Source organism: Microbulbifer regidiadema (SeqCode) (assembly GCF_052466995.1).
The window spans coordinates 2,462,757-2,481,063 of sequence record NZ_CP174297.1 but is presented as its reverse complement, the minus strand read 5'-3'; the positions used below and the strand labels follow the sequence as shown (position 1 = coordinate 2,481,063).

25 protein-coding genes are annotated in these 18,307 nt (G+C 53.3%); all 25 read left to right on the top strand.

Annotation, left to right across the window (positions count from 1 at the left end):
• The first annotated feature begins 34 nt into the window (after positions 1-34).
• The 25 genes from ACJJIK_RS10750 to ACJJIK_RS10630 all read left to right on the top strand — a co-directional run bounded on the left by ACJJIK_RS10750 (position 35) and on the right by ACJJIK_RS10630 (position 18,255).
• On the top strand, positions 35-229 hold the full coding sequence (locus ACJJIK_RS10750; protein WP_444942726.1) for a hypothetical protein: 195 nt from the start codon (positions 35-37) through the stop codon (positions 227-229).
• Positions 213-575, top strand: coding sequence for an HNH endonuclease (locus ACJJIK_RS10745; protein ID WP_444942725.1), 363 nt, complete (start codon positions 213-215; stop codon positions 573-575). Before ACJJIK_RS10750 ends, ACJJIK_RS10745 begins: the two co-directional genes overlap by 17 nt.
• A gap of 93 nt (positions 576-668) precedes the next feature.
• A complete protein-coding gene (locus ACJJIK_RS10740) occupies positions 669-1,136 on the top strand; it encodes a P27 family phage terminase small subunit (protein ID WP_444942724.1) in 468 nt (155 codons plus the stop codon).
• On the top strand, positions 1,133-2,857 hold the full coding sequence (locus ACJJIK_RS10735; RefSeq protein ID WP_444942723.1) for a terminase large subunit: 1,725 nt from the start codon (positions 1,133-1,135) through the stop codon (positions 2,855-2,857). Before ACJJIK_RS10740 ends, ACJJIK_RS10735 begins: the two co-directional genes overlap by 4 nt.
• The gene (locus ACJJIK_RS10730; protein ID WP_444942722.1) at positions 2,854-3,063 is read left to right on the top strand and encodes a hypothetical protein; all 210 of its coding nucleotides are present in this window, start codon (positions 2,854-2,856) and stop codon (positions 3,061-3,063) included. Before ACJJIK_RS10735 ends, ACJJIK_RS10730 begins: the two co-directional genes overlap by 4 nt.
• Positions 3,053-4,270: a phage portal protein gene (locus ACJJIK_RS10725; protein ID WP_444942721.1), complete on the top strand. Its 1,218-nt coding sequence runs from the start codon at positions 3,053-3,055 to the stop codon at positions 4,268-4,270. Before ACJJIK_RS10730 ends, ACJJIK_RS10725 begins: the two co-directional genes overlap by 11 nt.
• The gene (locus ACJJIK_RS10720) at positions 4,263-4,970 is read left to right on the top strand and encodes a head maturation protease, ClpP-related (protein ID WP_444942720.1); all 708 of its coding nucleotides are present in this window, start codon (positions 4,263-4,265) and stop codon (positions 4,968-4,970) included. Before ACJJIK_RS10725 ends, ACJJIK_RS10720 begins: the two co-directional genes overlap by 8 nt.
• Positions 4,971-5,065: 95 nt before the next feature.
• Positions 5,066-6,238, top strand: coding sequence for a phage major capsid protein (locus tag ACJJIK_RS10715; RefSeq protein ID WP_444942719.1), 1,173 nt, complete (start codon positions 5,066-5,068; stop codon positions 6,236-6,238).
• A gap of 85 nt (positions 6,239-6,323) precedes the next feature.
• Positions 6,324-6,881 carry a hypothetical protein gene (locus ACJJIK_RS10710; RefSeq protein WP_444942718.1) on the top strand — a complete coding sequence of 186 codons (558 nt, stop codon included), beginning with the start codon at positions 6,324-6,326 and terminating at the stop codon, positions 6,879-6,881.
• Positions 6,878-7,189, top strand: a complete 312-nt coding sequence (locus ACJJIK_RS10705) for a head-tail connector protein (protein ID WP_444942717.1) — start codon at positions 6,878-6,880, stop codon at positions 7,187-7,189. The genes ACJJIK_RS10710 and ACJJIK_RS10705 overlap by 4 nt, the downstream gene beginning before the upstream one ends.
• Positions 7,174-7,512 (top strand): phage head closure protein, encoded by a 339-nt coding sequence (locus ACJJIK_RS10700; protein ID WP_444942716.1) that lies wholly within the window; start codon positions 7,174-7,176, stop codon positions 7,510-7,512. The genes ACJJIK_RS10705 and ACJJIK_RS10700 overlap by 16 nt, the downstream gene beginning before the upstream one ends.
• Positions 7,513-7,550: 38 nt before the next feature.
• Positions 7,551-8,003: an HK97-gp10 family putative phage morphogenesis protein gene (locus ACJJIK_RS10695; RefSeq protein ID WP_444942715.1), complete on the top strand. Its 453-nt coding sequence runs from the start codon at positions 7,551-7,553 to the stop codon at positions 8,001-8,003.
• A gap of 1 nt (position 8,004) precedes the next feature.
• On the top strand, positions 8,005-8,376 hold the full coding sequence (locus tag ACJJIK_RS10690; RefSeq protein WP_444942714.1) for a DUF3168 domain-containing protein: 372 nt from the start codon (positions 8,005-8,007) through the stop codon (positions 8,374-8,376).
• 12 nt (positions 8,377-8,388) lie between these two features.
• Positions 8,389-8,862: a phage tail tube protein gene (locus tag ACJJIK_RS10685; protein WP_444942713.1), complete on the top strand. Its 474-nt coding sequence runs from the start codon at positions 8,389-8,391 to the stop codon at positions 8,860-8,862.
• Positions 8,863-8,872: 10 nt separating this feature from the next.
• Positions 8,873-9,232: a phage tail assembly chaperone family protein, TAC gene (locus ACJJIK_RS10680; RefSeq protein ID WP_444942712.1), complete on the top strand. Its 360-nt coding sequence runs from the start codon at positions 8,873-8,875 to the stop codon at positions 9,230-9,232.
• Between the two features lie 20 nt (positions 9,233-9,252).
• Entirely contained in the window at positions 9,253-9,516 is a 264-nt protein-coding gene (locus tag ACJJIK_RS10675) for a phage tail assembly protein T (RefSeq protein WP_444942711.1), read from the top strand.
• A 15-nt stretch (positions 9,517-9,531) separates the two neighbouring features.
• Positions 9,532-11,787, top strand: a complete 2,256-nt coding sequence (locus ACJJIK_RS10670) for a hypothetical protein (RefSeq protein ID WP_444942710.1) — start codon at positions 9,532-9,534, stop codon at positions 11,785-11,787.
• A complete protein-coding gene (locus ACJJIK_RS10665; protein ID WP_444942709.1) occupies positions 11,787-12,377 on the top strand; it encodes a DUF2460 domain-containing protein in 591 nt (196 codons plus the stop codon). The genes ACJJIK_RS10670 and ACJJIK_RS10665 overlap by 1 nt, the downstream gene beginning before the upstream one ends.
• Positions 12,374-13,309 (top strand): DUF2163 domain-containing protein, encoded by a 936-nt coding sequence (locus ACJJIK_RS10660; protein WP_444942708.1) that lies wholly within the window; start codon positions 12,374-12,376, stop codon positions 13,307-13,309. The genes ACJJIK_RS10665 and ACJJIK_RS10660 overlap by 4 nt, the downstream gene beginning before the upstream one ends.
• Position 13,310: 1 nt before the next feature.
• Positions 13,311-13,745 carry an NlpC/P60 family protein gene (locus tag ACJJIK_RS10655; protein ID WP_444942707.1) on the top strand — a complete coding sequence of 145 codons (435 nt, stop codon included), beginning with the start codon at positions 13,311-13,313 and terminating at the stop codon, positions 13,743-13,745.
• Entirely contained in the window at positions 13,733-14,683 is a 951-nt protein-coding gene (locus ACJJIK_RS10650; RefSeq protein ID WP_444942706.1) for a hypothetical protein, read from the top strand. Before ACJJIK_RS10655 ends, ACJJIK_RS10650 begins: the two co-directional genes overlap by 13 nt.
• Before the next feature lie 13 nt (positions 14,684-14,696).
• A complete protein-coding gene (locus tag ACJJIK_RS10645) occupies positions 14,697-15,644 on the top strand; it encodes a hypothetical protein (protein WP_444942705.1) in 948 nt (315 codons plus the stop codon).
• Positions 15,644-16,222 (top strand): hypothetical protein, encoded by a 579-nt coding sequence (locus tag ACJJIK_RS10640; protein WP_444942704.1) that lies wholly within the window; start codon positions 15,644-15,646, stop codon positions 16,220-16,222. The genes ACJJIK_RS10645 and ACJJIK_RS10640 overlap by 1 nt, the downstream gene beginning before the upstream one ends.
• Before the next feature lie 7 nt (positions 16,223-16,229).
• The gene (locus ACJJIK_RS10635; RefSeq protein ID WP_444942703.1) at positions 16,230-17,798 is read left to right on the top strand and encodes a phage tail protein; all 1,569 of its coding nucleotides are present in this window, start codon (positions 16,230-16,232) and stop codon (positions 17,796-17,798) included.
• A gap of 16 nt (positions 17,799-17,814) precedes the next feature.
• The gene (locus ACJJIK_RS10630; RefSeq protein WP_444942702.1) at positions 17,815-18,255 is read left to right on the top strand and encodes a DUF2793 domain-containing protein; all 441 of its coding nucleotides are present in this window, start codon (positions 17,815-17,817) and stop codon (positions 18,253-18,255) included.
• Positions 18,256-18,307: the final 52 nt, after the last annotated feature.

Sequence of the window (18,307 nt, the reverse complement as noted above, 5' to 3'; positions counted from 1 at the left end):
AACTGATGCAGCACATACTGCAATGGAGCGGCTAATGATATGGATTGCGGGAGTGGGTAGCGTGACAGCTCAGGTTGCATCGGCGTTTGAGCAGTATGTAATTACCTACGGTGCATTCACCACCGGTCTGCTTTCCATCGCTGTCTTCGCTTATTACCGACATCAGGATATTAAGCTCAAGCGTGAGCAGATGAAGCGGGGTGAGGTAAGCGATGCCGATAAAGGCTAAACGGTACTGTGCTCGCTGCAAAGTGGCCCATGCCGGGAAGTGTCCTAATGCGGTTAATGGTTGGGAGCGGATGCAGCGGCAAAAGGGCACCAGTGCTCAGCGTGGGTACGGCCCCGCGTGGAGAAGGTTGCGAAAACCAGTGATAGCACGGGACAAGGGATTGTGTCAGATATGCCTGTTAACAGGTGTGGCGACGATAGGTACGCACGTTGATCACATTACACCGAAGTCCCAAGGTGGCACTGATGAATTGAGCAACTTGCAACTGTTATGCAAGCCATGCCACCAACGTAAAACCGCGCAGGAAGGTGGCGGCGCAAGAGGGAGGGGCGGGTCAAATCCCTAGAGCCCTCAAGCACGGTGACCGCCGCCCTAAGTCAATTTTTATGCGCGCTGAATTGAATCGAAAAAACCCACTTGGGTATTTTAGGTGATTGGTATGGCAGGAAGATATCCGCAGGGTGGGAATGTTGTTAGCCATCCAGCAGCTGAACAGAATGAACAGGCTTCAGCTGAGAAAGAGGCCGAATTAAAAGAACTGGTTAAGGAATTACGCCCGCGCGGAATTACGAAAGAAGAGCGAAGGGTTTGGGATCGTGTAGCCTTGGAACTGGCTAAGGTTAATCGGTTAAAACCGCTCTTTGTTGATTATGTTTACGAATATTGCCGCACAAAAGTTGAAATGGATGAGCTGCGGCAATTTATCGTTGATAACGGGCGGACCTATACCGTTATTGGCCGAAATGGTAAGCAGATAAAGAATCACCCAGAGGTGGGCCAGCTGCGTGAGGTTGGCCGGTTCTGGAATAGTATGGTTGCTCAACTGGGAATGTCCCCAGCAACTGAGCTGCGTTTCAATGACAAGCAGGGCAGCTTGTTTTGTGAAGATGATTTCGACCGCTTATGACTTGGGACGTTGACCACCTGGCAGACATTAATGCGTACTGCAATGATGTTCTGACGGGAGTAAAGCCCGCCTGTCGCTGGGAAATACTGTCTGTTCAGCGCCATATTGATGATTTGCAAAAGGATGAAGAATTCCCCTATATCTTCGATGAGAGTAAAGCGTTAAAGATAATCCGTTTTGTTGAACTCCTGCCACACGTAAAAGGCAAGTGGGCAGCGGGGAGGGGCACTTCAAAACGCATTCGTCTTGAGCTCTGGCAAAAATTTGTTCTGGGTGCTCTGTTCGGGTGGGTACATAAAGATACTGGGCTGCGTCGTTTTCGAGTCGCTTATATCTGCGTACCACGGAAAAATGGCAAATCAATTATTGCCGCCGGTATTGGTCTGTATATGCTCACCGAAGATGGCGAGTATGGTGCAGAAGTTTATTGTGGCGCTACTTCTGAAAAGCAGGCCTGGGAAGTTTTCCGCCCCGCGCAGAAAATGGCAGAGCGCACCCCAGCATTTCGCCGCGCTTATGGTGTGACCTCCCATGCGCGACGGCTGGAATGTGATAAGCGAGGCACTAAACGCCTACCGGATAACAGCCGCTTTGAGCCGGTTATTGGTAAGCCCGGTGACGGCGCCAGCCCCAGCTGCGCCATTCTGGATGAGGTCCACGAGCATACCGATGATGTGCTCTACGAAACCATGATTACCGGCATGGGCGCTCGGGATCAGCCAATGCTATTACTGATAACCACAGCGGGTAACCATGTGGCAGGCCCATGCTATTCGATACAACAGGATCTGCAATCGGTATTAGAGGGCAGTATTCAGAATGACGAACTATTCGGCATTGTCTACAGCATTGATAAGGATGATGACTGGACCAGTGAACAATCACTGATTAAGGCCAACCCAAACTTTGGTATCTCGGTTGGCAGTGATTATCTGAAAGCACGGCTTCGTGATGCCGTGCAAAGCCCGCGCCAGCAGAATTCATTTAAAACGAAACATTTGAATGTCTGGGTTACCGCCAAGAGTGCCTGGCTAAATATGGTGGAGTGGAATCGCCAAGCTGATACTTCCTTACAGTTGGAAGATTTCGTGAATGATCCTTGCTACAAGGGGTTGGACCTCTCTAGTAAGTTGGATATCACATCAAATATCTGTGTATTTGAACGGATGCTGGAGGGGCAGCGGCACTTCTACATTTTTGGCCGTCACTACTTACCCGAAGAACGAATTCAAGAAGACAACAACAAGCACTATCAAACCTGGGAGCATCAGGGTGCATTGATCCCGACCGATGGTGAAACTATCGACTATGACCTGATTCAGTCAGATATAGAAAATGATGTGCGTGATTTGGGTGTAAGGGCCCTCGGATTTGACCCCTGGGGAGCAACACAACTTGCACAAAATATTCAGGGGCAACAACCGGATCTGGACGTAATCGAAGTGCCCCAGAATTATTCCATGTCTGATGCCATGAAAGAATTTGAAGCCCTGCTCAAAGATGGCCGTATACACCATGACGGAAACCCGGCATTAACCTGGATGATGGGCAACGTAGTCGCCAAGGAAGTGGATGACGGTAAAAAGATCAGGCCAGTTAAAGGGGACCGGGAAGCGAAAATCGATGGCGCCGTTGCAACCCTGATTGCCTTCACCATTGCTCTCACTGGTAAAGAGCCTACAACCAGCATCTACGAAACCCGAGACATCAGATTCCTATGAAGAAACTAACCCCCGACCTGATCGCCATTATCGGCCTCGGGCTGCTCGCCTGTGGTCTATGGAAAATCAATCACTCTGTGGCGCTCTGTGTTGTGGGTAGCCTATTGATGGTCTTCGGTTTTCTAGTTGCTTGGCGCAATGCTCGCTCCGCTTCAGTGGAGGAATTTTTAAAAGCCCGTGCGGAGAAGGTAAGCAATGCTCGATAATCTTTTCAGAGCTGAGACCAGCACCCTGCAGGACCCCAGTGACGAACTATGGGATGCACTGTGCGGGCCTGAATCTGCTGCTGGAAAGGTAGTCACCGCAGACACTGCCATGCGCGTGGCTGCGGTTTATGCCTGTGTGCGCATCCTCTCGGAAACTGTCGCCGCTCTACCGTTTAACCTCTATCAAAAAACAGAAAAGAATAATCGCGAGGTAGCCAGTAAGCACCCTCTACAAATGCTGCTGCACGATTTACCCAATGAGGAAATGACCTCAATGGATTTCCGCACCCAGCTGATGGCCGCATTGCAATTGCGTGGTAATGCGTTTAGCGAAGTGGAGCGGGACCGCGCTGGGCGTGTTCATGGCGTCTGGCCGATTAACCCGGATAAGGTGTGGGTGGGGCGCTCAGAGAAAACCAAGCGTTTGTCTTTTGAAATCCATGATGGTGACGTTCGCACACTCACGCCTCAGCGCATGTGGCGGGTTGCCGGTTTATCTACCAACGGCATTATTGGGCTCTCTCCAATCACTCAAGCCCGCGAAGGTATCGGCCTGTCTTTGGCTTTAGAGGAGCATGGAGCGCGACTGTTTTCCAACGGCGCTAAACCCGGCGGCGTATTAGAGGTCGAGGGTGGTTTATCTGACAAAGCTTATGATCGTCTGCGCACCAGCTGGAACAATCGTCATCAAGGCGGAGCTAATGCACATCGTGTGGCTATCTTGGAAGAAAAAACCAAGTGGAAGCAAATTAGCATGACCGCTGAGGATGCCCAGTTCCTGGAATCCCGAAAATACCAGCGTAGTGAAATTGCCTCTATTTTCGGTGTGCCGCCGCACATGATCGCCGACCTGGAAAAAGCCACGTTTTCCAATATCGAGCATCAGTCAATTCAGTTCGTGGTGTATAGCTTGCTGCCTTGGCTGAAGCGCATAGAGCAGAGTATTTTCCGTGATTTACTTTCCCCGTCCGAGAGGCGCGAGTACTACGCAGAGCACAGTGTGGAAGGGCTATTGCGCGGTGACTCTAAATCGCGATCAGAGTTTTACAAAAACCTGTTTAATGCTGGGGCGATCAGTATTAACGATATGCGTCGCCTGGAAAATATGAACAGTATCGAAGGTGGTGATGAACACTGGTTGCAGCTGGCGATGGCTCCAATCACCCAATCCCGAGAATCAAGCAGCTCAGGAAGCAGCAATGACTAAATGGTTTGAAATCAAAGCGCAGACCGACAGCGCCCCGGCTGAAGTTTATATTTATGATTACATTGGCTATTACGGTGTAGAAGCGAAAGCATTTATCGATGAGTTAAATGCGCTGGATGCCGATGAAATAGATCTGCGTCTCAATACCCCCGGCGGCAGCGTATTCGAAGGCAACGCTATCTATAACGCCCTCAAGCGCCATAAAGCCAAAATCACAACCTATATCGACGGCCTTGCTGCTTCTATGGGATCAATCATTGCTCTGGCTGGTGACCGGGTAATTATGGCTGATAACGCGATGTATATGATTCACAACCCTTGGACTAGCGCCTACGGCGATGCACGAGAGCTACGTAAAACGGCGGACACGTTGGACAAGCTGCGGGAATCCATGCTCAACGACTACCATCAGAAAACGGGCATACCGGAAGATGAGTTGATTACCATGCTTGATGAAGAGACCTGGCTTACCGCCAGCGAATGCGTTGAGAAAGGTTTTGCTGATGAAACCGTCGAAGGATTGGAAGTGGCTGCCAGCTGTTTCACGGTAGATAAATTTCAAGGTTGCCGAAAGGTACCCATGCAGTTGATCACGGCGGCAGCATCACCACCGCCGACTAAACCCAAGCCTAAAGATGAACCCTACAACCACAGAACCCCGCTCTATGCGCGCTTAACTGAGATCGCCGCCAGAGCCTAACCCTATTGCGAGCAGGAGCGCGCCGCGCTTCTCGCAACCACAACCGGCCACTGAAAACAGTGAGCCGGTTTTTTTATGCCTAACTGGAGAGCACCATGAGTAAATTACTCGACCTACAACAGAAGCGCGGCAAGCTGGCTGCCCAGATGCGAACCCTGGTCGACAATGTTGATGAAGTGAAGGGGATGACCACTGAGCAGGAAGATCAGTGGAAGACTATGGATAGCGATTTAAATGCGCTAGATAAGCAAATCGAAAATCTGGAAAAGATGGAGGAGATTGAAGCGCGTTTGGGTGAGGTGCCTGATCCGGCAAAACGTCCCGAGCCCAATGCTAATACGAATAAAAAGCCCTTTGCGACGGCTGAGTATCTGAATGGCTTTGAGCAGTACGTACGAGGTGGGGTAACTACAGATGTGAAAGCGGCATTGACTGTTGGCACTGACTCAGAAGGTGGCTATACCGTGCCGGACTCCTGGGAAAAAGAGCTGGTGGCAGTGCTGGAAGATGAAGTGGTAATGCGTGAACTGGCCACAGTTGTTACATCGACAAATGATAAGAAGATACCTATTACAGTTGATAACGGAACGGCGGGCTGGATTGATGAGGGTGGTTCTTACCCAGAGAGTGATATTGTATTTGGTATCGGAGCATTTGAGGCATGGAAGTTGGGACGAATGCTAAAAGTTTCAGAGGAGCTTTTGCAGGATTCTGGATTCAATATTCAGGGTGAAATCACACGTATATTTGGTGAAACATTCGGCCCGGCAGAAGAATTCGGCTTCGTTGTGGGTGATGGTGTTAAAAAGCCTACCGGTGTTACGGTGATGGCAGATGTAGGTAAGACCGCAGCTAGCTCTACGGCAATTACTTATGATGATGTTGTGGACTTGATCCATTCTGTACGTTCCGTATATCGCAAACGCGCTTCATTCTTGGCTAAAGATTCTACTGTCGGGATGATGCGTAAATTGAAGAGCACTGATGGCATTCCTTTGTGGCAGCCCAGTCTTCAGGCTGGAACTCCAGATAGCTTCTTGGGATACAAGTTCCGCACCACTGAAGCAATGCAGGAGGTGGCATCGGGCAATAAGTCATTGGCATTTGGTGACTTTAAGAAGTATCGAATTGTTGATCGAAGTGGCGTCTTTATGCAGCGGTTAAATGAAAAATATGCAGATACTGGCCAAATAGGTTTCCGCACTCGTAAACGTACGGAAGGTAAGCTTCTTATTTCTGAGGCTATCAAAACACTTCGGCAAGCCTAAAACTTCTAACCCTAGAATTTAAAAACCCGGTCAAGTGCCGGGTTTTTTCGTTTATCCCAGCGCAGAGCGTGCAGCGGAGAATCCTATGCCTGCAAAATTTAAATTGATCCTGCTCACCAGCATGGTCACAGTCTCCGAAAGTTTCGCCCCCGGTGATGAAATTGAGGTGAGTAATGATGAGGCTTGGCAATTACTCAATGAAGGGTTGGCCGAACCTAAAAAGAAAAATCAGAAGGTGCCACAAAAACCTCAAAGAGTGGTGGAAGCTGAAGCGCGCGAGGAGGAGAAAAGGCAGCGCCAAGTAGAAATAAAGCTTTCCACCATTCATCCTGAAGGTGAAGAGTTAAATGAAGCTCTGGCCAAGCTTGCTGAGCGGGACAGACAGTTGGCACAGCAAGCCGACTATGTTGCCGAATTGGAAGGCAAGCTCACAGCTGTTGAAGAACAGAATAGCCAGTTGGTAGAGCAGCTGGATGTTCTTGGCCAAGAGGTGAAAACAACCATTGATCTTAACGAACAGCTGGAAAGTAAAGTTGCTGCCTTGGAAGAGGTTTTGGTTGAGATTGATGAGCAGGAAGATGTAGTGCCTCAAGCGCAGCAGCCGCAATTCCTAGAAGATCCAGCCCCGGAGAGCTCCCAGTGATCTTTTCCCTGGACTTTATAAAGCAGCAGCTGCGCGATCCACCGGAAGAGGAAGACACTTATCTTCAGACTCTAGGTATTGCCGCCGAGCAGACATTCAATAATTACACCGGGCGCATCCTGTACGCTGCTGATGCTGATCTTACAGAAGCTGAGGAGAATGCCATTGCAGTCACTGAGGAAATTGAACTCGGTGCAGCTGTGCTGGTGGCTTGGCTTTATGTCAACCGCGAGGGGGAGGACAGTGGTGATCAGTTGCCGCTTCCTACGCGCTTGCTTTGGAATCCTCACCGATGGTTAAACGTATAAAAAAATTGGGTCGCCTGCGCTACCGGGTGACTTTGCAAAAGCCCGTACAGGTGCGGAATAGCGAATCTGGTGAAATTGAAGAAAGTTGGACTGATATCGATACTGTTTGGGCCAGCTTTGAAGCGTTGAGTGCGGGTGAATTTATCCGCTCCAGTGCAGAGTCTTCTGAGCTGGTTGGGAAAATGGAAATCCTTAAACGCTCCGACATCGATACCGGTTGCCGCGTTTTATGGGATGGCAGTATTTACGATATTAGTGGAATTCTACCGAATCTTGAGCAAGGCCGGTTGCTGTTGATGGTCAATACTGGCGTGCGCGGATAGAGGGCAATGCTATGGATGTGAGATTTGATCTCCAGGGAATGGATGAGGTTATTGCCGATTTGCAAGCGCTGCAAAAAGACGTGAAGAAAAAGGCCGCACGGTTTGCTTTACGCAAAGCGGCAATGCTGGTTTTAGACGACGCTGTGACCAATGCTAAGAAAGTAGATGACCCCGCCAGCGTATCGGTGATTAGTGAAAATATCGCCCTTAGATTTGATAACAAACACTTTAAAGCAACTGGTGAATTAAAGTTTCGCGTAGGTGTTTTGGGTGGCGCGAAAACCAAGAACAAGAAATTTAGTGAAAACTTGCCTGGGCATGGTACCCAACACTGGCGCCTGCTGGAATTTGGTACTGAGCATATGCCGGCACAGCCTATTATGCGCCCAGCACTCACAAGCAATATCGACAATGCAACCACAGAGTTTGCTCGCGAATTAGATAAGTGGTTACAGCGTTACGCTCGTCGTATGGCTAGAAGGAGTCTGTAGCATGTTGGATCTGCCTGTCTTTCGTCTTGCAGCGGCTAGTAGTGACGTCACAGATGTCCTGGGTGCGGGTGATGACTGCCGTGTCTATCCGTTCGGTGAAGCGCCTGATGATGTAGCTCATCCCTATGCAGTTTTTCAATTGATTGAGGGGCAGCCTCAAAATTATTTAGGTGAATCACCTGATGCGGACAGCACACAAGTACAAATCGATGTTTATGGCAGTAGTCCTTCAGCAGTGCGCACAGCGGTAAAAGCGCTTGCACAGGCTGTGGAGGGCGGTGGCTATATCACCCGCTGGGGCGCAAGAAGTCGCGATCCCAGAACCCGGAATTATCGCATCAGCTTTGATGTGGAATTTATTGTAAAACGCTAATGGAGAAATCCAATGTCCCAACTTTCTCAAGGTACACATCTTTATTTTATTGATCCTGCGGATGATTCTATGAATCAGGTGACCGGTGTCACTTCTTTTAATCCAGGCGGCAGCCCTGCCGACCAGTTGGATGATACCTGTCTGGAGGATGATGATAAGAAGTTTAAGCGTGGTATGCGCACACCGGGCCAAGCATCTGTGGGCTTGAAAATAGACTCACAAAAGGCGGTCCATAAGCGCCTACATGAGCTGTCTCAGGATGATACTGTAGACAATATAAAGTGGGCGGTGGGTTGGAGTGATGGCACCGAACCCCCCACAGTTACCGGCAGTGATTTTGTGCTGCCGGATAGCCGTACATGGTTCACCTTCGAGGGTTATGTTGCCGACTTTCCTTTTGACTTCCAGTTGAATTCTCTGGTGTCTGGGGAGATGTCGATCCAGCGCAGCGGTGGCTCTGCCTGGACTCCGAAAGTTATAACCTAAGGGGTAAGTTATGGAATTATCTATTGCGTCCCTGCAAGAGCAGGGCAGCTTTTCCGGGGCGCCGGTTAAGCGTTCCATTACCTGGAAGCAGGATAAAGAGGAGTTTACGGCAACCGTCTACATTCGCCGCCTGTCCTACTTTAGTGCGGTCAATGATGTGGCCGCGATGCGCGGTGAGGGCAATCTTATTGCCGGGCGGATTGCCGCCTGTGTTGTCGATGCTGGAGGTAAGCCGATATTTACCCCGGCAGATATCACTGGCGATGCAGACCCGGAGCGCGGTCCGCTCAATGACGGCCTGACCCAGGCACTGTTGCTGGAGATCAGTGTGGTCAATAACCTGGGAAAGATGCAAAGCTCAGTGAACTAGACGAGCTCTGGCATGAGCTGGTGCTGAATGGCATTGGTGGATGCACCATCGCCGAGGCCCAGTGCCGGCTCAGCTATGAGGAGGTCCAGCGCTGGGCACTCTACCGCAAGAAGCGCGGCTCCCTACACCCGGGGATGCGAATAGAGCGATCCACGGCATTGCTCGCCACCCTCTACGCCAATGCCCATCGCGGTAAAGGCGGCCCCGTAAAAATTACTGACTTTATGCCCCACGAGGAAGAGCCGGAGTTGTCGCTGGAACAGGCGATGAAATCCTGGTTTTAGGGTAACAGGAATGCTATGTCTAATCGAAACCTGGGCACATTAACACTCGACTTAATCGCTAGGATTGGTGGTTTTCAGGATGGGCTCAGCCGCGCTGAGCGGGGTACAGAGGAATGGCGACGGCGTGTAAGCCGAAATGCTGAGGCGGTAGGAAAGGCGTTTGCGGCTGTATCTGTTGCGGCGGCGGGCAGCTTGGTGTTGATGACCAGCCGCGTGGTGGATCAAGCGGCTGAGATTGAGATCCTCTCTGCTGTAGCCAATACCAGCACCGAAGAATTCCAGCGCATGGCCTATGGCGCTCAGCGCTATGGTGTTGAGCAGGATAAGGTTGCCGATATCCTCAAGGATACCTCGGATAAAGTCGGGGATTTTTTACAAAATGGCGCCGGCCCACTAAAGGACTTTTTCGACAAGATTGCCCCGCAGGTGGGGGTTACTGCCGAGGAGTTTCGCGACCTCTCGGGCCGTGAGGCCCTTGGGCTTTATGTCAGTAGCCTGGAAAAAGCCAATTTATCCCAGAACGAAATGACCTTCTATATGGAGGCCATCGCCAGTGATGCAACGTTGTTGCTGCCTCTGTTGCGCAACAACGGCAAAGAGCTTGGCCGGCTGGGGGATGAGGCCGAAGATGTGGGCGCGGTGCTGTCGGATCTGGATCTTCAGCAGCTGGGAGAGGTGCGCGAGAACCTGGATAAATTGAAAGGCGCGTTTGATGGGTTCGAAAAAGAAATCGTCACCGGCGCGCTTCCGGCGATTAAGGATCTGACTGGTTTATTGCAAGATCCCGACACCATAGAGGGGGCGACTGCCCTCGCGAACGGCGTAATAAAAGGTTTTTCTGCGGTTACGAAAGTGGCGACCGGAACCGCTAACGTTATCAAGTTCCTGGCGGAGGAAACGGCTGCATTTTTTAGTGGTCCCCATGCCGACGATATTGTGCGGCTGGAGGATACCGCACAGCGCATGCGCGATATTTTGGATGGCAATAACTTTGGCGATCGTATTAGGCTCTTCGGCCCTACAGGGCTGGTGGAATATTGGGACGATGAAGAGTTAAAGGCAGAGTTGGCGTATCTGGAATCCATGATCGATGCCTATTACAACCCGGCCACAAAAACCAGTGCCAAAACCCCAGCAGAGATCACCATTGAAGGTGAACTACTCGGCGATGATTTTCAGCAGGCTATTGCTGAGGCAGAGAGTGAGTTAAAGCAGTTGGCGGCTATGGGCGACCCCTGGGAAATTTTCTCGGATACCTTGGGGGAGCTCGAAGGGGAGTTGGAGGTTGAGGCAGAGCAGCGCGAGCGAATGCTGCGTGCGCAGCAGGCTTTCAATTCGCTGGTTGCAGACCTGCAAACCGATGAAGAGCGCAACCTCGCTCTGCTGCGCGAGCGTCTGCATATCCTCGAAGCGGTAAAAGATATCACCGATGAGCAGCGCCAGCAGACGCTCGGCCGTATCGTCGACGCGGCTGTCGATGATTCCCCGGCCCTCGGCGGCCTCGATAGTGGCGAGGATATCGAATCTGCGCGCACCGAGCTGGAAGACTGGTATTCCACTCAGCTCGATATGCTGGAGCAATTCCGCAGCGAGCGCGCCGACCTGAATGCCGCTTGGGATGATGAGGAGCTGGCCATTCGCCAGCAGTATGAAGAAAAGCTCACCGAAATTAGCCAGGCCAACGAAGACCTGCGCCGCCAGCAGCAGCTGGAGGGGTACAGCACTTTGATGTCGGTGGCCTCGGAATACTATTCCGGTATGGAAAGCCAAGAGGCGGCCTATATGCGCGCGGCGCTTACGCTTGGGCAAACCCTGCTGGATGAGAAAAAGCGCAATGCCCTGGAGAGCATTATTGCCAATACCCAAGATGCCGCCATGGGTGCCTACAGTGCTTTGTCTTCCATCTACATCGTAGGCCCTGCACTGGGTGCAGCGGCAGCTGGTTCCATATATGTAGCTGGCGGCCTGGCTGCGGCAAAACTTACCGGTATGGCCCACCACGGTATCGACGCGGTACCGGAAGACGGCACCTGGCTGCTGCAAAAAGGCGAGCGGGTTACCACCTCGGAAACCAGTGCAAAACTGGATCGCACCCTGGCGATGATTCAAGCGGATATGCACGGCGCTGGTCGCGGTGGTAGCTCGGCTGGGGCGGCACCATTCACCCAGAATATTAGCGTTACCGGTAAGTTGGATAATCGCACCGCGAGTCAAATAGCTCGCGAGGGTACCCGCCAGCAACGTATTAACCGCAGGAGGCTCGGCTCTTAATGTTTAATGAAAGTCGATTGCTGGAGCGCGTGGCCTATGGTTCCGAATACGGCCACCGCTATAAAACGGATATTCGCGAATTGCGCAACGGGGTAGAGCGGCGCAATGCGGAGTGGGAGCGCCCGCTGGGGCAATATTCGGTGATATTTAAAAACCTGGATTATGACGATCATCAGATAGTTGTCGCCGCACACCATGCCTGCGCCGGCGCCCTGGTGGGGTTTCGCTTTAAAGATGCCAGTGATTTTTTTGCCGACGGTGAGGTGATTGGTTACGGCAGCGGCAGTACAGAAACTTACCAGCTGATAAAAAGCTATGTGTTTGGCTCGCTGTCTTATCAGCGCGAGATTTATAAACCGGTGACTGGAACGGTACAGATTCTTGTCGATGGTCAGGCCGTGTCTGCCGCGATCGACTACACCAGCGGCCTGGTAGAGCTCAGCGCGACGGCCGGTGCAGAAATTACCTGGAGTGGCGAATTCGATGTGCCGGTGCGCTTTGAAGATGATGTCAGCTTCAGCATTGACAATCGCCATAGAGGCCAGCCGGTGTGTAATGGAAGTGTTGAGCTGATGGAGATTCGCCTGTGAGATATATTCCAGCAGCCCTGCAAGCCCACTATGACAGCGGCGTCACCACCGTTTGCCGCCTGTTAAAGATTACGCTCACGGATGGCCGCGAGTTCGGTGCCACCACCCTGGACCGCAATGTCGAATACAACGGAATTACCTACTACGCCCAGAACGGCTTTGACCCCAGCATCATTGCCAGCGATACCTCCTTCGATGTGGACAACGCCGAAGGTTATTCCCTGTACTCCACCGACGTGCCCGGCATTACGGTTGAGATGGCCGAGCGCGGCGAGCTGGACGGCGCTGAGTGGGCCATGTACCTGGTCAATTACCGCGATTTATCCATGGGAGCGATCGAGATCGACGGCGGTGATATTGGCGAGATCAAGACCGTTCGCAATACGGTATTTATTCCCGAACTGCTGAGTTACATGATGCGCTTGCGCCAATCGATCGGCCATGTGGATTCCGTCACCTGCCGGGCCATATTCGGCACCGAGGCCAATTCGCAAACCGGCTGCGGCGTCAATGCCGATGCGCTGTGGCAAACCGCCACCGTCACCGCTGTCGATAGCGATGAGCCCAAAGTCACCTATCGGGTCGATGATATTGCCACCTTGCCCACCACTGCCAACCGCTGGCGAGTGCGTTGGACCAAGGGCGATAACGTCAGTTCGCGCTTGTATCAGATCGAAGCGGTGGACCCTGCCACCGGCCAAATTACTCAAATAGAACCACTGCCGTTTGCGGTACAACCCGACGATGAATTGGAGATCCGCGAGGACTGCGACGGGCAATTTTCCACCTGTAAATACCACGGCAACGAACTGGATTTTAAGGGCGAAAACTTAATTCCCATTGGCCAGGCCTCTGATACCCCCGGGGCCGGTGTTTCCGGCACGACTGGCGGCGGCAGCGCCTGGCCGGGCATCAACAGCCAGCAGGTTTAATATGGATCGACAAAGACAAGCGACACTGGCCTTTGCCCGGGGCCTGGTGGCTAATGGCGTGCGCTGGCGCCACCGGGGCCGCACGCCCTGGGCGGTGGATTGCGTCGGCATGATTGTGCTGAGCCTGCGTGCCGCCGGCCTCGATGTCGAAGATGAAAAGCACTACGGCCGCGAGCCCTGGAAAGACGGCCTGCGGCAAAAAATGCAGCGGCGTTTTGGTGACCCCATAGCGGAAGACTTGTGGCAAGCGGGAGATATCGCGGTATTTAAATCGCCGCAAAAATCCGACCCGAGCCACGTGGGCTTTCTGGGAGATTATAAGCACGGTGGTTTCTCTCTAATCCACGCCCACGCGGATCAGGATTGCCGCGAGCATATTCTGGATAAGCGCTGGCGCCGCCTATTGGTGGAGGTGTATTCGCCATGGGTAACTTAATTTTTGGTACCACCACCATCGAGGGGCGCACCTTTGACGATATTAAAATCCAGACCTCCAAGGCCGGGGTGCCGCGCCCGATTGTGTTCGGCAAGGTTTTTCCCATTGTCGGCAACGTTATCGCCACCACCGCGCCGAAAATAGTTAAGAAAAAAGAAAAGCAGGATTCGGGCAAGGGTGGCGGCTCCACCGAAGTCGTCAATGAAGAGGTCTACCGCACCTATGCGATAAGGATTTGCGAGGGGCCGATAACGGGTATTTCCCGGGTTTGGCGCAACAATGAATTGGTTTACGAGCGCGATAGCAGCGACAGCACGCAAATCGAAAACAACCGTGCCTTTGTGCAACTTGCCGAGTTTTTCCTGGGCGATTGGGAGCAGATGCCCAGCTCGGTGATGCAAGCCGCTTTTGGCGTGAGTGAGGTGCATGCGTATCGCGGCACCTGCTATATGGTGATCGACAACGAAAACCTCACCAGCACCGGCGGCGCCATTCCGCAATTTGCGTTTGAGGTGGAGCGGGCTGAGGGGAGGGTATTGACCAGCCGGCTTTATCCGCTGGAGGTAAATGAAACCCTGGCGGTATCTGCTGCGGTCACTGATACAGCGGCGTGGCAGACGCCGCTGGAGACTCTATCTGCCAGCGCCGCAATCGGTGCAATCCGCTCTGCGGTCGTCGTCTCCTATAGCCAACACCATCAGCCTGTAGAGGATTTTGTCGCTGTGGGCGCTTCAATCGGCGCAATTAAATCTGAGGTCACAGTGGGGTATGTCCGTTACGACCAGCCCGCAGGGGACTTTGTTGCGGTGGGCGCCTCAATCGGCGCAATTAAATCTGAGGTCACGGTGGGGTATGTCAGTTACGACCAGCCCGCAGAAGACTTTGTTGCGGTGGGCGCCTCGATCAACTCCATTAAGTCGACAGTAGTCGGCAGCTAATTTCGGAAAGACTATGACTAACGCATTAAATAGCGCGATAAAAATTCACACCCGGATAGGCGGGCGCTTTCGGCTCCAGATCAGTTTGGCCCCCGATGCGCAAATCACCCGGGATACCGGATGGTTTGACAATCATATTACCGATAATGGCCTCAATATTTGTCATACCGATGCACTCTACGGTGGTAATTACGCTGGCGGAACGGTTCCAACCTGGGTGCAGGCGATTTGTGTCGGGGCTGGCTCATCAGAACCGGCAGATAGCGACACTCAATTGGAAAGCTTGGTTGCCACCGCGTCGCTGTTCAATGAGTATCCGGTGGCCTCAATTAATTCATCTGAGCGCTACCTGAGCTTGATTTGGACCAAGCAGTTTGGGCTGGGAGAGGCGGCGGGAAACCTGACCGAGATTGGCATCGGGGGAACTGAAACCAGCCTGCTTGCGCGCTCACTGATCAAGGATGGAAACGGCGACCCCACGGCACTGGTAGTCACGTCTGATGAGTACTTAACCGTCAGCTACGAGTTGCGTATCTTCCAGCCTACCGAAGATTTTACCGGGACTATTGATGGTTACAGTGTGACGGGGCGGATCTCCCACGCGGATAATATTGATTATTGGTGCTACGGCGGTTTCGGCGTGACAACTGCCCCGCAAAATTTCCCACAGGAGGCGGTTCTAACCGACGGCGCTATCGGAGATATTGAGGACGCCCCAAGCGGCAATGAAATGAAGGGTTTTGGGGTTAATCGCTCGACCTATGTTAGCGGCTCGTTCAAGCACACTGGAACCTACACCCTCGGCACCAGTGCGGGAAACCTGGCTGGAGGTCTGATTAAGGCAATCGATGTGCCGTTGGGCGTGGGGTGGTGGCAATTCGAATTTAGCCCAGGTATCCCCAAAGACAATACACGAGAGGTGGAAATTGAGGTCACCCTATCCTGGGGGCGTGCCAGTTAATGTTGCCGGAAAATACTTTGTCATCGGAGCCTATATCCAGTGCCTTTCTTGGTGGTGCCGCACTCCCGGTGCGGGATATTACCGACTACGAAACCGGCGGTATCGCGATTCAGGATACCAGCGAGGGCTTACAGTACCAGATCTGGCGGGCGCGCATTTTAAATGACGGCACCGATATTGTGCTGGATGCGGATCAGGTGGACGAATTCACCATTATTTCGGCCACTGAGATTACCGAGGTCAGTCTCTCTTTTGACCAGAATATGAACCCGGTGATTGCCTACGTTGAAGGCGGCACCGCCAAGCTGTACTGGTACGACACCAGTGTAGCGGAGCAGGTCACCACCGAATGGCCCGGCATTATCACACCGCGCGTCACCCTGGACGATAAGCGCCAATTGCAGTCCGCTATCAGTGATGTGATTTTCGCCTATCTCAAAGATGGTCACCTCTACTACCGCCAACAGCGCGACCGCTTCGAAGCTGAATACCTGTTGCAGGCTGATGTGGATAGCGACGGCCTGATCAAAATTGGCATGAATCGACAGCATCGCCTGCAATTTCTATTAAAACCATAGGTTTTCTATGTCTTCCGCATCTTCTGCCTACCCGCTCTACGCGGTCATCGCCGAGATCTGCGCGCGCGCCGGCCTGCCCTACGACAAATTCAACACCACTCTGCTGGAAGGCTATGTGCAGGGCATGCAGATCACCAATGAATCGGCGGCCTTCGAACATATCCAAACCCTGGCGCAAGCCTATTTTTTTGACCCGGTTAATCGGGGCGGCGCGGTTACCTTTGTGCCGCGCGGCGCCGAACCGGTAATGGAGATCGACGAGGACGATTTAATCGGCGATAGCGACGACGAGAAAACCCGCCGCTCCCCCGAGGAAATCGTGCAGGTATTGAACCTGAATTACTACGACTCCGCCGGCGGCATCGACACCTGCAAACAGACCTCTGATCGCAGCATCGATACGCGCTCCGAGGGTGAAAAGAATATCGAAACCCCGCTGGTGCTGGAGACCGACCAAGCCGCCCAGGCCGTAGTGATCATGCACAAAGTCATGATCGAAGAGCAGCGCGGCGAGGTTGAAATCACTTTGCCCTCAAGCTACCTAAGCCTCACCGCCGGCGATGTCGTGTTGTATCAAAGCGATCGCTACCGCATCGATGAGGTTAATATCGACAGCGGCGAGCAGAAGTACAAGCTGCTCCACGACCGCAAAAGCGCCTATCAAAGCCAGGCACTGGGTGTAGCCCCCGTGGCCGCACCGGACCCGGTGCCGCTGGTGGCCGGCTCGACCTATATCGAGTTTATCGACGCACCGATACTCTCCAGTGGCGACGATACCCAGCTGGGCTATTACATCGCCATTGCCGGCAGCAACAGCGCCTGGAGCGGCGCCACGGTGGCGCTGTCCCTGGACGGCGGCGAGAACTATAGCGACTCCGATACCACCGATGTCGAGGCCGTTATGGGCGAGCTGACTACCACCCTCGGCACGCACAAGCGCGAGATCCCCGACACCCACAACCGCGTGCAGGTCCAGCTGTACGACGCCGGCGACGCGCTCGAGTATCGCACCCTGGCGCAGCTGCTCAACCGCCAGAATAGGGCGCTGATTGGCAATGAGATTGTGAGCTTTGCCGAAGCCGACGAAATCAGCCCCGGGGTATGGGAGATTGGCTATTTGCTGCGCGGGCGCCTGAATACTGAGATTAGCGAGCACGCTGTGGGCACTCGCTTTGTCCTGCTGGAGCGCAACACGCTGCACTATATCCCCACCGAGCGCTACAACCTCGACCAGACCTTAACCTTCCGCGCCACCAGTTCCGGCAGTGCCGTGGAGACCACTACTGACGGTACTTTCACCGGTGCCAGCCACACCGAGCCCGCACCCACCAGCCTCACCGCCTACCGCAGCGGCGGCCAGCTGACGATCGAGTGGGTAGGGGTAGGGTACTTGGGCGGCCGCGCCGCCTACGATCAAAGCCAGTTCTTTAGCGGCTACCGGGTAACGGTGAACGGCGACAGCACCGACACCAGCGCCACCACACTAACCATCGCCGACCCCGGCCCCGCCACTATTCAGGTGGCGCAAATCAACAGCATCACCGGCGCAGGGCCGGCCGCAGAGATCACGATCTAAGCAGGATAAAAGCACCATGAGCAACACACCCAACAACGCCATACCTTACGCCGCCGAAGGCACCCTGGACCCCGCCACCAGCCTTAACCAGGCACTGGACACCATTGACGCGCTGCTACAGATTGAAGTGCAGGGCATTCAAGACGATCCCCCGGCCAGTGCCAGCGACGGCGACCGCTACATAGTTGCCACCGGCAGTGGCGACTGGGCCGGCAAAGACGGCCAGCTAGCCCGCTATGTTGCAGACCCCGGCTACTGGCAATTCTTCCCCGTAAAAGTCGCGCTGAATCAGGTGGACGGGCTGTTATATCTCAACGGCAACAGCGGCTGGCAGGTAGCCAACCGCCCGGCCACACTACCGCAGATTACTGGGGATACAGGCACCGACCTGGCCGGGGTGGTGGGGCAGATGCTGGGGGCTTTGGATGGGGTGTTTTGGGATAGTCAGGTCACTTAATGTGCTTGCTGGTCAAGGATCACAAGCAGCTTCATCTATCCACCCGCAGAAA